Source organism: Rahnella rivi (assembly GCF_019049655.1).
Classification (GTDB): Bacteria; Pseudomonadota; Gammaproteobacteria; order Enterobacterales; family Enterobacteriaceae; genus Rahnella; species Rahnella rivi.
In genome coordinates this window covers 95,807-109,928 of sequence record NZ_JAFMOX010000054.1, presented here as the reverse complement: position 1 = coordinate 109,928, position 14,122 = coordinate 95,807, and the positions used below count along the sequence as shown (strand labels likewise).

Here is a 14,122-nt window from a genome sequence, read left to right as displayed (position 1 = left end):
ACCGGCTGCACCCCGTCGGGCTTACTGATGGCTGACCACCACCAGGCGGATCGCATCCAGACGCCAGCTGGCATCGTTCAGGTTCGCCAGCACTTGCTTACGGTTAGAGTCTACCGATTCCAGTTCGTCATCACGAATGTTCGGGTTCACTTCCTTCAGCGCTTTCAGTCGGGCGAGTTCCTGCGTCAGTTGCGCGTCGGCTTCTACCTTAGCCGCTTCAATCAGCGCACGCGCCTGTTCTGCAATCTGCGGTTCGGCCTGCTGCAACATGTTATGCACATCCTGCTGCACTGCGTTCACCAGTTTGCTGGAATTATGACGATTGATGGCATTTAACTGACGGTTAAAGCTCTCGAACTCTACCTGAGCGGCCAAATTGGTGCCTTTGCTGTCCATCAGCATGCGCACCGGCGTTGGCGGCAGGAAGCGGGTCAGCTGGAGATGCTTAGGCGCCTGACACTCGACCACGTAGATAAGCTCGGCCAGCATGGTGCCCACCGGCAGCGCTTTGTTTTTCAGGATAGACACCGCACAGCTGCCGGTATCGCCGGACAGGATCAGATCCAGACCGTTACGCACGATCGGGTGTTCCCAGCTAATGAACTGTGCATCTTCACGCGACAGCGCCTGCTCACGATCGAAGGTCACGGTACAACCCTCCTCCGGCAGACCTGGGAAATCCGGTACCAGCATGTGATCGGACGGCGTCAGAACGATCAGGTTATCACTGCGATCTTCCTGATTAATCCCCACGATATCGAACAGATTCAGCGCGAAGTTAACCAGATTCACGTCGTTATCCTGCTCGCCGATCTCTTTTGCCAGCTGCTGCGCACGCTCGCCACCGTTGGAGTGCATCTCCAGCAGACGGTCGCGGCCATTTTCCAGCTTCTCTTTCAGCGCATCATGTTCCGCGCGGCATTCGAGAATAAAGTCGTCCAGACCTTCCTGTTCAGCCGGCGTGGCGAGGAACGCGATCAACTGCTCATAGGCGCTGTCATAAATGGTGCGTCCGGTCGGGCAGGTGTGTTCGAACGCGTCCAGCCCCTCATGGAACCAGCGAACCAGCACCGACTGCGCGGTCTGTTCGAGGTAAGGCACCATAATGTCGATATTGTTTTGCTGGCCGATACGATCCAGACGGCCAATACGTTGTTCCAGCAGATCCGGGTTGAACGGCAGATCGAACATCACCATTTTGCTGGCGAACTGGAAGTTACGGCCTTCGGAGCCGATTTCAGAACACAGCAGAACCTGTGCACCATCTTCCTGCGAGGCGAAATAGGCGGCAGCGCGGTCACGCTCGATGATCGACAAACCTTCATGGAACACGGCGGCGCGGATCGCTTCACGTTCACGCAGTACCTGCTCCAGCTGTAATGCGGTGGCCGCTTTGGCGCAGATCACCAGCACTTTTTCGTCGCGGTTGGCGGTCAGATAACCGAGCAGCCATTCAACGCGCGGATCAAAGTTCCACCAGGTGGCGTTCTCGCCTTCGAATTCCTGATAAATCTGCTCCGGGTACAGCATGTCATGCGCACGGGCTTCGGCGGATTTCTTCGCGCCCATAATGCCCGAGACTTTAATGGCGGTCTGATACTGCGTCGGCAGCGGCAGTTTCACCGCCTGCAGATGACGCTCAGGGAAACCTTTCACGCCGTGGCGGGTGTTACGGAACAGCACGCGGCTGGTGCCGTGGCGGTCCATCAGCATGGAAACCAGCTGTTTGGCGGCGGCTTCATCACCTTTATTGGCGGCGGCCAGCAGGGCATCGGTATCGGCGTTGCCGACACTTTCACCCAGCAACGCCAGGGCTTGTGGCGTCAGCGGCTCTTTATTCAGTAACAGCGTGACGGCATCTGCCACCGGCTGATACTGCTGTTGCTCTTCGATGAATTCTTCGTAATCGTGGAAACGATCCGGATCCAGCAGGCGCAGACGCGCAAAGTGGCTTTCCTGACCGAGCTGCTCAGGCGTAGCGGTCAGCAACAGAACGCTGGGGATTTGCTGAGAAAGTTGTTCGATAACCTGATATTCGCGGCTTGGCGCGTCTTCGCTCCACACCAGATGGTGTGCTTCATCGACCACCAGCATGTCCCACGCCGCATCAGAAAGCTGCTCGAGGCGGGATTTATTGCGGCGCACGAAATCGAGGGAGCAGATCACCAGCTGTTCAGTTTCAAACGGGTTGGTCGCCTCATGTACGGATTCGGCGTAGCGGTCATCATCAAACAGAGAGAAACGCAGGTTGAAGCGGCGCAGCATTTCCACCAGCCACTGGTGTTGCAGGGTTTCCGGCACCACAATCAGCACGCGTTCGGCGCGGCCTGACAGCAGTTGCTGATGAATGATCATCCCTGCTTCGATGGTTTTACCCAGACCCACTTCATCGGCCAGCAATACGCGCGGGGCATGACGCTGACCGACTTCATAAGCGATGTGCAACTGGTGCGGGATCAGGCTGGCGCGCATACCGCGCAGGCCGCCGAACTCCAGGCGGAACTGCTCGCGCTGATATTTACGGGCGCGAAAGCGCAGGGCGAAACGATCCATGCGGTCGATCTGGCCGGCGAACAGGCGATCCTGCGGTTTGCTGAAGGTCAGCTTGCTGTCGAGCAGCACTTCACGCATGGCGACGCCGGTTTCTTCTGTATCAAGACGGATGCCGATGTAGGTCAACAGACCTTTGTCTTCAACGACCTCTTCGACCTGCAACTGCCAGCCTTCGTGGCAACTGATGGTATCACCGGGATTGAACATCACACGGGTGATCGGGGAATCATTTCGGGCATACAAACGGTTTTCACCGGTGGCGGGGAAAAGCAAAGTCACCATGCGTACATCCACTGCTACCACGGTTCCTAATCCTAATTCGCTTTCCGTATCGCTTATCCAGCGTTGACCCAATGTAAACGGCATAATCTCTCTCTGTGTTGTGTGTTCCAGATATGGCAACTGTGACGCCAACTGCGCAATGCTTGCTATGCCTCTGATGAAGCGTGGGCAATAGTCTTCTTTCCCCGCCCGAAGGGACGGAGTGATTCACTGTGTGAGGATGATTCAGAAATGGGAAAGGGCGCTATGGTAATGGAAGGTAAACGATTCGTCACCTGCGAATCACCGGGCGCGCATCAACTTTTGCTTAAAATAGCCCCATCTGACCCGTAATGAGTGTAGCAAAATCATCGTGAAGGAAAGGCAGAATGCCATCGGCCACCGGTTCAAGCTGGCGCTCAATGTAGTGGTCATAATCGACAGGTGACTGGCGGTTTTCCAGCGGTTCCGGCCCGGACGTGGTCATGACGTAGCTGATCCAACCGCCGTTCTGGTACTGCTTCGCACGGCCGTGCAGGGCGTTATATTCATCGGCAAGCCTCGCGGCGCGCACGTGCGGCGGCACATTTTTCTCATAATCGCTGAGTTTACGGCGCAGGCGTTTGCGATACACCAGTTTGTCATCGAATTCGCCCGCCAGCGTGCGCGCGACATAATCACGGACGTAATCCTGATAAGGCTGGCGGTGGAACACGCGCTGATACAGTTCCTGCTGGAACTCCTGCGCCAGTTTCGTCCAGTCGGTGCGCACGGTTTCCAGCCCTTTATAGACGATGTGCTCGCCATCGGCATCTTTCACCAGACCGGCATAACGTTTTTTACTGCCTGTCTCTGAGCCGCGAATGGTCGGCATCAGGAAGCGCTGGTAGTGCGTTTCGAACTCCAGCTCCAGCGCACTCTCCAACCCGTACACCTGCCGGATATGGTTTTTCCACCAGGCATTCACCTGTTCCACCAGATGGCGGCCAATGACGTTCGCGTCTTCCTGCGAATGGGCCTTGTTCAGCCAGACAAAGGTGGAATCGGTATCGCCGTAAATCACCTGATAGCCTTCGGCTTCAATCAGTTCGCGGGTCTGACGCATGATGTCGTGTCCGCGCAGGGTAATCGACGAGGCGAGACGCGGATCAAAGAACCGGCAGCCGCTTGACCCCAGCACGCCGTAAAAGGCGTTCATGATGATTTTCAGCGCCTGAGACAGCGGTTTGTTTTTCTGCTTTTTGGCTTCTTCCCGACCCATCCAGATTTGACGGACGATCTCCGGCAGGCAATGTTTTTCCCGCGAGAAGCGGGCGTTGCGGTAACCGGGAACCGAATGCTCATCGTCCGGTTGTTGCAGCCCGGCGACCAGCCCGACCGGGTCGATCAGGAAGGTGCGGATAATTGACGGATACAGACTTTTATAATCAAGCACCAGCACCGAATCATACAGGCCGGGCCGTGAATCCATCACAAATCCGCCAGGGCTCATTTCCCCTTCCAGTTCGCCCATGTTGGGTGCGACATAACCCGCGCGGTGCATACGTGGTAAATAAAGGTGAGTAAATGCCGCCACCGATCCCCCGCTGCGATCTACCGCCAGGCCGGTGACCGAGGCGCGCTCGAGCAGGAAGGGCATCAGTTCGGTTTTGGCGAAAATACGCGTCACCAGCTCGCAGTCTTTCAGGTTGTAGCGCGCCAGCATCGGTTTATCTTCACGAAAACGCTGCTCGATTTCTGCCAGCCGCTGATAGGGATTGTCGCTGGCCTTGCCTTCGCCCAGTAAACTTTGCGAGACGAATTCCAGGCTGAATGAATTGAAATTCCAGAACGCCGATTTCAGTGCTTCTATGCCGTCAATAATCAGACGGCCCGCCGCAGCGGCAAAAAAGTGCCCCTGCTTAAAGCCGTGCTCGCGCCACTCCAGCTCCCCGCCGCCGCGCCCGAATTTTAGCGGGATTTTGTAGCGGTCAGCGTGTTTTTGTAAAACCCGCAGATCAAACTGCACCACGCTCCAGCCGATAATGGCGTCGGGATCGTAGGTTTCCAGCCACTCATTGAGTTTTTCCAGCAACTGCGGACGGCTGTCGACATACACCAGATTGAAATCAAACTGCGCGTGCGGATCGCCATTGGGCGGCCCGAGCATATACACGTGGCGCTGCCCGCAGCCTTCCAGCCCGATGCAGTAAAGCTCGCCGTTACCGCTGGTTTCGATATCCAGGGAGCAGAGCTTCATGGGCGGGCGGTAGCCTTCGGCAGGCTTCATTTTGGTGTCGAGCAGAAGGTTTCCTGCTCCCGGTTTCCCGCTGAACCAGACGGGCGCGGTGATATACCGCTCCATCAGAAAGCGCTCCGGCGGGCGGATATCCGCCTCATAAACCTGAACGCCGCCTTCTTTCAGCAATTTCTCAATGCGCATCAGCTGACGGTGTTGCGGGCAATACAGCCCGAGAACCGGGCGGGAATGGAAATCCTGCATCGGTAATTCGCGCAAACTGACATTTTTTTCATCGGCCAGCAGGCGTTCTGCGGCGTGGCGCTGTTCCGCCGGAATAAACGCGACGGATTCCTGCAATGGCAGACGGATTTTCTGTGCGCCTTCGTCGGTTGCCAGCCACAGTTCCACCTCGGTGCCGCGCGGCGTGTCGCGCCAGTGGCGGGTCAGCACAAATCCCTGACGCGGCGGGGTATCAGTGGCAGCAGGAGCGGGACGAACAAAGGTGGAAGTAATAAGCGCCTCGAAACGGTACAGATGAAGATATCGGGATCCAATACAGAGTATGGTTATTTATACAGTCTTTGTCTATGGCTCAGGTTTCTGCCAAATACGCATACAATTACCCGGTTGACTGTGATAGTTCATGCACTGACAATTCAGCCGCTTAATGTATTTACTACAATGAGAAGGCAGAAAACTCACACTTGTCTCATTTATCTGCGCAATTGGCGCAGGCGAAACTGAATTCTGGGAATATATGGAAGCCTATCTACAACATCTGGTCGCTCAGTCGGTGGGCTTCGCGTTAATTATTGTCGCCGTGGTGGCTTTCTTCGAGTCGCTGGCGCTGGTGGGGCTGATCCTGCCGGGTACCGTCATGATGGCGACGCTCGGCACGCTGATTGGCAGTGGTCAGGTGGGATTATACGAAGCCTGGCTGGCCGCCGGTCTGGGGTGTTTCCTGGGAGACTGGGCCTCGTATTTCATTGGCCGTGGTTTCAAGGAGCCGCTGCATCGCTGGCGCTTCCTCAAACGTTACCAGTCATTACTGGATAAAACCGGTTATGCGCTGGATCGTCACAGTTTTGCCACCGTGATTTTAGGCCGTTTTATCGGTCCGACGCGTCCGCTGGTGCCGCTGGTCGCCGGTATGCTCAATCTGCCGCCGTATAAATTCGCCCCGCCAAATATTGTCGGCTGCATCACCTGGCCGCCGGTGTATTTTCTGCCGGGGATCCTGGCGGGTGTGGCGATCGACATTCCTGCCACTCACAACAGCGGCGTTTTCAAGTGGATGTTGTTTATCAGCGTGATGCTTATCTGGCTCAGTGCGTGGCTGGGGTGGCGCTGGTTCCGTGCCGGTAAAAGCTCACCTGACTTCATGAGCAAATGGCTGACGCTGCCAAGATTACGCATTGTCTGCATCCTGAGCGGGGTGGCGACGGTGGTCAGTCTGGTGATGCTCAGCAAGCAACCGATGATGCCGGTTTACGGCCATCTGCTGTGGAACGTCATTACACGCTGATATCAGGTTTACTTCCTGAAGCGTCGATTCCTAATACTCTGGCCTCCGGCGCACTGCCGTTTACCAGCGCCTGCGTCGGGCCATCGTAGAAAATCCTGCCATCGACAATCAGCAACGTGCGCGGCGCAATCCGCGCTGCGTCATCCAGATTATGCGACACCATCAGCAGCGTGAGTTGACGTTGCCCGCAGACCTTATCCAGCAAACTCAGCATTTCACTGCGCAGCGCCGGATCGAGCGCCGAAAACGGCTCGTCGAGCAGTAAAATCGGCTGGCTGCGCAACAGGCAACGTGCCAGGGCGACACGCTGACGCTGACCGCCTGAAAGCTGCGACGGCAACCGCGCCAGACAATCACTCAACCCCACCTGCCGGGCGATCTCTTCCAGTTCCTGCTTTTGTTGTGCCGTCAGTTTCAGCCCCGGATGCAGCCCCAGCCCCATGTTCTGACGCACGGTCAGATGTGAGAACAGATTGTTTTCCTGAAACAGCATCGATACCGGGCGCTTAGCCGGTGGCGTTGCGCTGTGATCGGCGCCATTAAGCAGGATCTGCCCGCTGACCGGCGACAGAAAACCGGCGGTCAGGCTGAGCAGGGTACTTTTCCCCGCACCGCTCGGGCCGAGGATGGCCACGCGCTCGCCGGCGTCGATCTGTAAATCGAAGCGCATCGGCAGATGTTCGTACAAATACGTCAGTTTATTCAGCGTCAGCATGGCGGCCCGGCAGTTTCTCAATCAGGGTGAATAACAGGAAGCATAACAACAGAAGTAACAGCGCCGTCACCGCACCGTCCTGGCTGCGATAGGCACCGATCTGCTGATACAGATAAAACGGCAGGGTGCGGAAATTCTCATTGCCGAACAAGGCGATCACGCCGAAATCTCCCAGCGACAGCACGCAGGCAAACGCCAGCGCCTGCGCAACCGGGCGTTTCAGCGCGCGGAGTTCCACCCAACGCAGGCGCTGCCAGCCGCGCATATCCAGCGAAAGGCACAGCGGGTTATAGCGTTCGGCGACGTCGCGCATCGGGTTATCCAGCACTTTTAATGCGTAAGGCACCGCCATCAGCGCATTGGTCATGATCACCAGAGGCCACGGCGATTGCGGCAAACCAGTAGTATCGCCGAGCAGCAGGAAAAAGCCGGTCGCCAGCACGATACCGGGCATCGCGAGGATCAGCATGCCGCTCAGATCCATCGCCTGCGCCCAGCCGTTTCGCTGACGTAAACGCAGCTCGCGACTGCTCCACAACAGCATCATGGTCAGCAAAACACACACGATTCCGCTGCCGAGCGCGATGCGCACTGAGGTCCATAATGCCTGCCAGAGCGCGGTTTGTTGCAGCACACTGACCGCCGCGCGGTTGACACCATCAAACATCACGGCCAGCAGCGGTGGCAGGATCAGCAACAATGCCAGACCAATCAGTACGCCATCGGCGATACGGCGCAGCAGAGAATCATCGGGATTTCGCCAGCGCTGAGCATGCGTCTGCCCGACCGGCAATGCCTGACTCAGTTTCTGACTGAGCAACACCAGCGCCAGACAACAGAACAGCTGCACCAGCGCCAGCGTGGCGGCACGGCTTAAATCGTAGTCGTAGCTAAGCGCCTGATAAATAGCCAGCTCAATGGTGGTCGCCTGCGGGCCGCCGCCCAGTGAAAGCACGGTGGCGAAGCTGGCAAAACACAGCATGAAGATTAACGCAGCCGCGGGGAAAATCTGCCGGCGCAGGGCAGGCCATTCAACAAAACGGAATTGCTGCCAGACGTTCATCCCGAGCTGCGCCGCAAGCTGGCGCTGTTCCACGGCGATGTTTTCCAGCGCCTGCACTAACAGACGCGTCGCCAGCGGCAGATTGAAAAATACGTGCGCCAGCAAAATGCCCTGTAAACCATACGGTGAGAAACGGTAATCCACGCCCAGCCAGCCGCACATCTGTGCCAGCCAGCCCTGTCGCCCGTAGACGCTGAGAATGCCAAACACCGCGACCAGAACCGGCAGCACCAGCGTCATTGCGCACAAACGTAATAACAGCTGCCGGCCGGGGAAACGGCGGCGAAACAGCGCACGCGCCAGTAAAATCGCGGGCAGCACGGAGCAGAGCGCCGAAAGCAGCGCCTGCCAGAAGGTAAAGCGGATCACGTGCCAGAGATAGGGATCCTGCCAGAGTGAGGTGCCGCTCATCTGCGGCGCATGACGCCACAGAGAACCTAACGCCAGTGCCGCCACCAGCAACATAGCCAGCGAGGCGACGGCACCCGGCCACAGCCAGCGCGGGATCAACGGCTGACGGCGTTCTGCCATGCCTGGATCCATTGTGAACGGTGGGTGGCAACATCCTGTGCGCTGTATTGCAGGGATTTGGCCGGTACGGTCAGTTGTTTAAAGGCGTCAGGCAGCGGCGTGTTAATCACCGGATACATCCAGTTGCCGGGTGGGATCACTTTCTGGAAATCTTCTGTGGTGACGAATTTCATGAACGCTTCAGCCAGTTTAGGTTGCTTGCTGTTGGCCAGCTGGCCCGCTACTTCAACCTGCATGTAATGGCCTTCGGTGAAATCCGCTGCCGCGTAATTGTCTTTCTTCTCTTCCACGATGTGGTACGCCGGGGAGGTGGTGTAGCTCAGCACCAGATCGCTTTCGCCTTTGAGGAATAACCCGTAGGCTTCGCTCCAGCCTTTGGTCACGGTGACGGTTTTCTTCGCCAGTTTTTCCCACGCCTCTGGCGCTTTATCACCATAGACTTTTTGCATCCACAGCATCAGGCCCAGACCCGGCGTACTGGTGCGCGGATCTTCATAAATCACTTTCCAGTTCTGATCGCTGTTGATCAGTTCATCGAGGCTTTTTGGCGGGTTCTTCAGTTTGTTTTTGTCATAGACGAACGCGAAATAGCCGTAATCGTAAGGCACGAAGGTGGTGTCATTCCAGCCGCCCGGCACGGTCAGTCTGGCGTCGGTTTTCGGTGCTTTGGCGAATAAACCGGTTTGCTCAGCGGCCTGCAACAGGTTGTTATCCAGCCCGAGAACCACGTCGGCTTTGCTGTTCTTGCCTTCCATCCGCAGACGGTTCAGTAAAGACACGCCATCTTCCAGCGCAACGTATTTCAGCTCGCAGCCGCATTGCGCCTCAAAGGCTTTTTTGATCGCCGGACCAGGGCCCCAGTCGGCAGAGAAAGAGTCGTAGGTGTAAACCGTCAGAACAGGTTTTGCAGCCAGGGCAGGTGCAGAAAGTAACAGCAGGCAGGACAATATTTTTTTCAACTTTGCGCTCCAAAAAAATGAAAGGGCAAAGGATTTTGAGTAAGCATCGCGCAGTCTCAAATCCCTCCGCCGGGATTAACCGGATCAGGTTCGACGGGTTTCAAATCTCAGCCTTTTAAACTTGCTGAGCGTGTGTTGATCGGGCGTCGTGCAGTGCTCGAAATGCTTACGTACTGTGTGTACGCTCCGCTTTCTGTGCGCTGGACTTCACCCGCTGAACACGCGCTCGCGGCGTTTAAAGATCGAGCTCATTCTTTATTAAAAAAGAACGCACTCGGGCACCCCGTTGAGAACGGATGTCATTCTAGAGATTAACGGCGCGATGCGATAGTCCGATTAACTGTCCGGTGGCGCAAACCAGGCGGATTTGAAGTCGAACCAGCCGAGGGTGTTCATGCGCACGCCGCGCATACTGCGCTGCCCCTGCAAGACCAGCCAGTGGTGAAACAGCGGATGGATCTGATGGCTGGCCGTTTGTTTCTGGCTCCAATTGGCGATGGATAAATTTCCCGCGTGCCACTGCGCAGCGGCCTGACTCATGTCTTCGCTAAAGCAATGTTTTGCCAGCGGTAATTCGTAGAAATGCGCGAACAGCGAAAACTCCAGCGGCAGGGTGAAGTTGGCGCTGCCGAGCCACACGTCGCTGCTGGCGTCGCCGCGATGCCAGACCGCGTAATCCACCACCTGAATGATCAGTTCGATACCTTCCGCCGTCAGCAGCGGGCGCAGCGCATTGCAGATGGCGTGATGCTCGGAGTGCTCACCGTAGAACGTCAGCGTCACCTGCGTCAGATTTTGCGGTTTGGGCGGCCGCGGCTGTGGCGCCTTATGGTGCCAGCGCGGCAGCAGGCCGTAAGCCGGGGACCAGTAGCGCTGAAAAATCGGCTCTGCATTACTGAGCAGTGCGATGGGGTTGAGTAAGTCGCACAGCCACCGGCGCGTTTCCTCTGACTGGCCGACCGGCGAACGCTGGTCAAATAACAGGAAATAGCAGCCTTCTTCGAGGCGGCTTTCCAGCTCGCTTTTGCCGGATTCATCCGCCTGTAGCTGAACACCGGAATGCACCAGCTCTTCACTCAGCTCCGGCAACACCCAGATATTCACTTCGTCGATCAGCGCCCGGAACCCGAAATAATCGTCAAAGGCGCGGATACGCAGCTGCGTTTTCAGATTACGCACCACGGCGTAAGGGCCGGTGCCGACCGGATGACGGGCGAAATCGGGCAGTGATTGCCATTCCTGCGGCAAAATCATCGCGTGAACATTGCCGAACAACCACGGCAGCCAGCGGTCAGGCTCATTCAGATGGACATCAATGACATTCGGCGTGGGCGTGGTGACGGATTTCAGGTTGCTGAACAGCGGATGCGAGGTCAGGCGGGTAAAGGTGGCGATGATATCGGCCATCTCCAGCTCACGGCCATGATGAAAATGAATGGCAGGACGCAGATAGAAACGCCAGTGCAGCGGTGAAATTTCCTGCCAGTGATGGGCTAAATCACCTTCAACTTCCCCTTTTTCCTCATTTATGCGTGTCAGGCCGCTAAAGATTTGCCGGGCGATGTGTGTTTCTGAACGGCGCAGCATGGTGCCGGGCAGCAGGTTAAACAGCGGACGGTAGTAGAGCACCCGCAGGATATGTTTACCCTGTCGAAAGCTGCGGCCGAGCTGTGATAACAGCATCTGGCGCACCTGCGTTTTATCGCCGACCAGTTGCACCAGTTGATCAATATGATCCTGCTCCAGCAGTTCTTCGGCCCGCTGTTGCCGTAGTGCCAGCCCGGTATACAGAAAACGCAGCGTGGATCGTTTGCCGCGCCCGGCCTCTGCGTCCCACGTCAGCCAGCCCTGTTCCTGCATGGTGCTGAGCAGCGAGCGCATGTGCCTGCGTGAACAATTCAGGACTTCCGATAACGCCTGTAATGTCGTTTCGGTTTCTTCACCGTGACAGCTTTGCCATAAACGAATGAACTGTTGTTGCAGTCGGGGCGAGGACATAAAAGAGGAACTCCGTGGGCGATCTTCATCAATTTATCTTTCCTCATATTACTCCGATACTGTTTCTCAACGAAAGCCTGTTGTGAACACCCGGAGGTCAGCATGAAACGCAGTCTGAACGCCCGTTTTTACCAGCGTTATTTTGAAGCCATAAAGAGGAACGCCTCTAAAAATCATGCAGACTGGCTGTCCTGGGTTCCGGTGCAATATCGTCTGGATATTCTGTCCCGTCTCACCCAGTGGGATATCGACTCCGTGGATGAAAAAGAGTATCGCCAGCGTCTGTAATCTTTTTCACGGCAGGTTTGACCCGAATTCGATTTTCTGAGTAATGGTGTAATTTCACCAGCCAGTGGGGCGACTCACTGGTTTTTTTATGCTCATTTTCCAGAACCGCCTGAAACTTCGCTACACTGTCTGTCTTGCTTTATCTGCTTTCATTTCTCAGGGACGACGTTATGTCAAAACCTCGTATTAATGCCATTTATGTCACCTTTCTGGTGGTTTCCTTACTGTGTGGTATTGCAGGCGCACTGCAGGCGCCGACGCTCAGTCTGTTTCTGACCAACGAAGTGAAAGTGCGGCCGCTGTGGGTCGGCTTCTTTTATACCGTCAATGCGATTGCCGGCATTGCGATTAGCTTTCTGCTGGCTAACCGCTCGGATAACAAAGGCGACCGGCGCAAGCTGTTGATTTTCTGCTGTCTGATGGCGCTTGGTAACAGCCTGGTGTTTGCTTTCAGCCGTGATTATCTGGTGCTGATCACCGTCGGCGTGCTGCTGGCGGCGATCGGGAATGCCTCGATGCCGCAGCTGTTTGCGCTGGCGCGTGAACATGCCGATCGCTCATCGAGCGAAGTGGTGATGTTCAGCTCGATGATGCGTGCGATGTTGTCGCTGGCCTGGGTACTCGGCCCGCCGCTCTCGTTTATGCTGGCGCTCAATTATGGCTTCACCCCGATGTACCTGAGTGCCGCAGCGGTGTTTGTCGGCAGCATTCTGATGATCATTTTCTTCCTGCCTTCTGTGCCGCGCGTCGAGCAACCGGTGGACGAAAAAGTGGTGCCGGTCAGCGCGTGGCGCAACAGAGACGTACGGCTGCTGTTCTTTTCATCCCTGCTGATGTGGACCTGCAACATCATGTACGTCATTGATATGCCGCTTTATATCACCAGCGATCTGGGATTGCCGGAAGGGCTGGCAGGGTTGCTGATGGGAACGGCCGCCGGGCTGGAGATCCCGGCGATGCTGCTGGCTGGCTATCTGGTCAGGCGCACCGGCAAACGCAAGCTGATGCTGTATGCCGTGGCGAGCGGGGTGGTTTTCTATGCCGGACTGGTGGCGTTTCAGTTCAAAGCGGCGCTGATGATCCTGCAACTGTTCAACGCGATTTTCATCGGTATCGTGGCCGGGATCGGCATGCTCTATTTTCAGGATCTGATGCCAGGGCGCGCAGGTTCAGCGACCACGTTGTTCACCAACAGTATCTCGACCGGCGTCATTTGCGCGGGTTTGTTACAGGGCTTCATCGTGGAAAACTTCGGGCATTATCCGGTGTACTGGGCGGCGACGGTGCTCGCGGTTCTGGCGCTGGGGCTGATGTATAAAGTGAAGGATGTCTGAATCTTGCTGATAAGAAAAAACCCGCGAATGTCGCGGGTTTTTTTTATAGCGGCGAAACCGTCATCACTGCATAAAGGCAGGCTGATTCTTTTCGTAGCTGGAGATATTGGTTTCGTGTTGCAGCGTCAGGCCGATGCTGTCCAGACCGTTGATCATGCAATGACGGCGGAAACTGTCAATCACAAACGGATAGCTTTTATCGCCCGCTTTCACGGTCTGCGCTTCCAGATCCACCACAAACGTGATGCCCTCGTTCGCTTCAACCAGCGCAAATAATTCGTCTATTTCTGCATCGCTCAGGGTAATCGGCAGCAGCTGATTGTTGAACGAGTTGCCATAAAAGATATCGGCAAAACTCGGCGCAATCACTGCGTGAAAACCGTAATCGGTCAATGCCCACGGCGCATGTTCGCGGGAAGAACCGCAGCCGAAGTTTTCGCGTGCCAGCAAAATACTTGCGCCTTTATAACGCGGTTTGTTCAGCACGAAATCAGGATTGGGCACCTGACCGGCATCGTCCAGAAAACGCCAGTCGTTGAACAGGTGCTGGCCGAAACCGGTACGCGTCACTTTCTGCAAAAACTGTTTTGGGATAATGGCATCGGTATCGACGTTTGCTGCATCCAGCGGAACCACCAGACCGATGTGTTGGGTAAATTTAGCCATGGTGTTGT

The 14,122-nt window shown here is 56.2% G+C and carries 10 protein-coding genes; 3 read left to right on the top strand and 7 right to left on the bottom strand.

What is annotated here, in order from left to right; translation table 11 throughout:
* Window positions 1–21: 21 nt before the first annotated feature.
* A complete protein-coding gene (gene rapA, locus J1779_RS08725) occupies window positions 22–2,919 on the bottom strand; it encodes an RNA polymerase-associated protein RapA (RefSeq protein ID WP_122094201.1) in 2,898 nt (965 codons plus the stop codon).
* A 223-nt stretch (window positions 2,920–3,142) separates the two neighbouring features.
* Window positions 3,143–5,548, bottom strand: a complete 2,406-nt coding sequence (locus J1779_RS08720; protein WP_338019854.1) for a DNA polymerase II — start codon at window positions 5,546–5,548, stop codon at window positions 3,143–3,145.
* A gap of 244 nt (window positions 5,549–5,792) precedes the next feature.
* On the opposite strand from J1779_RS08720, the gene J1779_RS08715 reads away from it, so the two are divergent.
* On the top strand, window positions 5,793–6,560 hold the full coding sequence (locus tag J1779_RS08715; RefSeq protein ID WP_217203573.1) for a DedA family protein: 768 nt from the start codon (window positions 5,793–5,795) through the stop codon (window positions 6,558–6,560).
* Here the strand turns inward: J1779_RS08715 and thiQ are convergent.
* The 4 genes from thiQ to sgrR all read right to left on the bottom strand — a co-directional run bounded on the left by thiQ (window position 6,550) and on the right by sgrR (window position 11,826).
* Window positions 6,550–7,275 (bottom strand): thiamine ABC transporter ATP-binding protein ThiQ, encoded by a 726-nt coding sequence (gene thiQ, locus J1779_RS08710; protein WP_217203572.1) that lies wholly within the window; start codon window positions 7,273–7,275, stop codon window positions 6,550–6,552. The genes J1779_RS08715 and thiQ overlap by 11 nt on opposite strands.
* Window positions 7,259–8,869 carry a thiamine/thiamine pyrophosphate ABC transporter permease ThiP gene (gene thiP / locus J1779_RS08705; protein WP_217203571.1) on the bottom strand — a complete coding sequence of 537 codons (1,611 nt, stop codon included), beginning with the start codon at window positions 8,867–8,869 and terminating at the stop codon, window positions 7,259–7,261. Before thiP ends, thiQ begins: the two co-directional genes overlap by 17 nt.
* Entirely contained in the window at window positions 8,845–9,828 is a 984-nt protein-coding gene (thiB, locus tag J1779_RS08700) for a thiamine ABC transporter substrate binding subunit (RefSeq protein ID WP_217203570.1), read from the bottom strand. Before thiB ends, thiP begins: the two co-directional genes overlap by 25 nt.
* Window positions 9,829–10,164: 336 nt before the next feature.
* The gene (gene sgrR / locus J1779_RS08695; protein ID WP_217203569.1) at window positions 10,165–11,826 is read right to left on the bottom strand and encodes an HTH-type transcriptional regulator SgrR; all 1,662 of its coding nucleotides are present in this window, start codon (window positions 11,824–11,826) and stop codon (window positions 10,165–10,167) included.
* Window positions 11,827–11,928: 102 nt separating this feature from the next.
* On the opposite strand from sgrR, the gene sgrT reads away from it, so the two are divergent.
* Both sgrT and J1779_RS08685 read left to right on the top strand, forming a co-directional pair.
* Window positions 11,929–12,114 (top strand): glucose uptake inhibitor SgrT, encoded by a 186-nt coding sequence (sgrT, locus tag J1779_RS08690; RefSeq protein WP_056776895.1) that lies wholly within the window; start codon window positions 11,929–11,931, stop codon window positions 12,112–12,114.
* 170 nt (window positions 12,115–12,284) lie between these two features.
* Entirely contained in the window at window positions 12,285–13,448 is a 1,164-nt protein-coding gene (locus tag J1779_RS08685; protein ID WP_056776898.1) for an MFS transporter, read from the top strand.
* 63 nt (window positions 13,449–13,511) lie between these two features.
* Here the strand turns inward: J1779_RS08685 and leuD are convergent, their stop codons facing one another.
* Entirely contained in the window at window positions 13,512–14,114 is a 603-nt protein-coding gene (gene leuD / locus J1779_RS08680; protein ID WP_056776901.1) for a 3-isopropylmalate dehydratase small subunit, read from the bottom strand.
* Window positions 14,115–14,122 lie beyond the last annotated feature (8 nt).

Excerpts from the sequence above, each read along its gene's own strand:
- rapA (WP_122094201.1), bottom strand. The coding sequence starts at position 2,919 with ATGCCGTTTACATTGGGTCAACGCTGGATAAGCGATACGGAAAGCGAA.
- J1779_RS08715 (WP_217203573.1), top strand. The coding sequence starts at position 5,793 with ATGGAAGCCTATCTACAACATCTGGTCGCTCAGTCGGTGGGCTTCGCG.
- thiQ (WP_217203572.1), bottom strand. The coding sequence starts at position 7,275 with ATGCTGACGCTGAATAAACTGACGTATTTGTACGAACATCTGCCGATG.
- thiP (WP_217203571.1), bottom strand. The coding sequence starts at position 8,869 with ATGGCAGAACGCCGTCAGCCGTTGATCCCGCGCTGGCTGTGGCCGGGT.
- sgrR (WP_217203569.1), bottom strand. The coding sequence starts at position 11,826 with ATGTCCTCGCCCCGACTGCAACAACAGTTCATTCGTTTATGGCAAAGC.
- sgrT (WP_056776895.1), top strand. The coding sequence starts at position 11,929 with ATGAAACGCAGTCTGAACGCCCGTTTTTACCAGCGTTATTTTGAAGCC.
- J1779_RS08685 (WP_056776898.1), top strand. The coding sequence starts at position 12,285 with ATGTCAAAACCTCGTATTAATGCCATTTATGTCACCTTTCTGGTGGTT.
- leuD (WP_056776901.1), bottom strand. The coding sequence starts at position 14,114 with ATGGCTAAATTTACCCAACACATCGGTCTGGTGGTTCCGCTGGATGCA.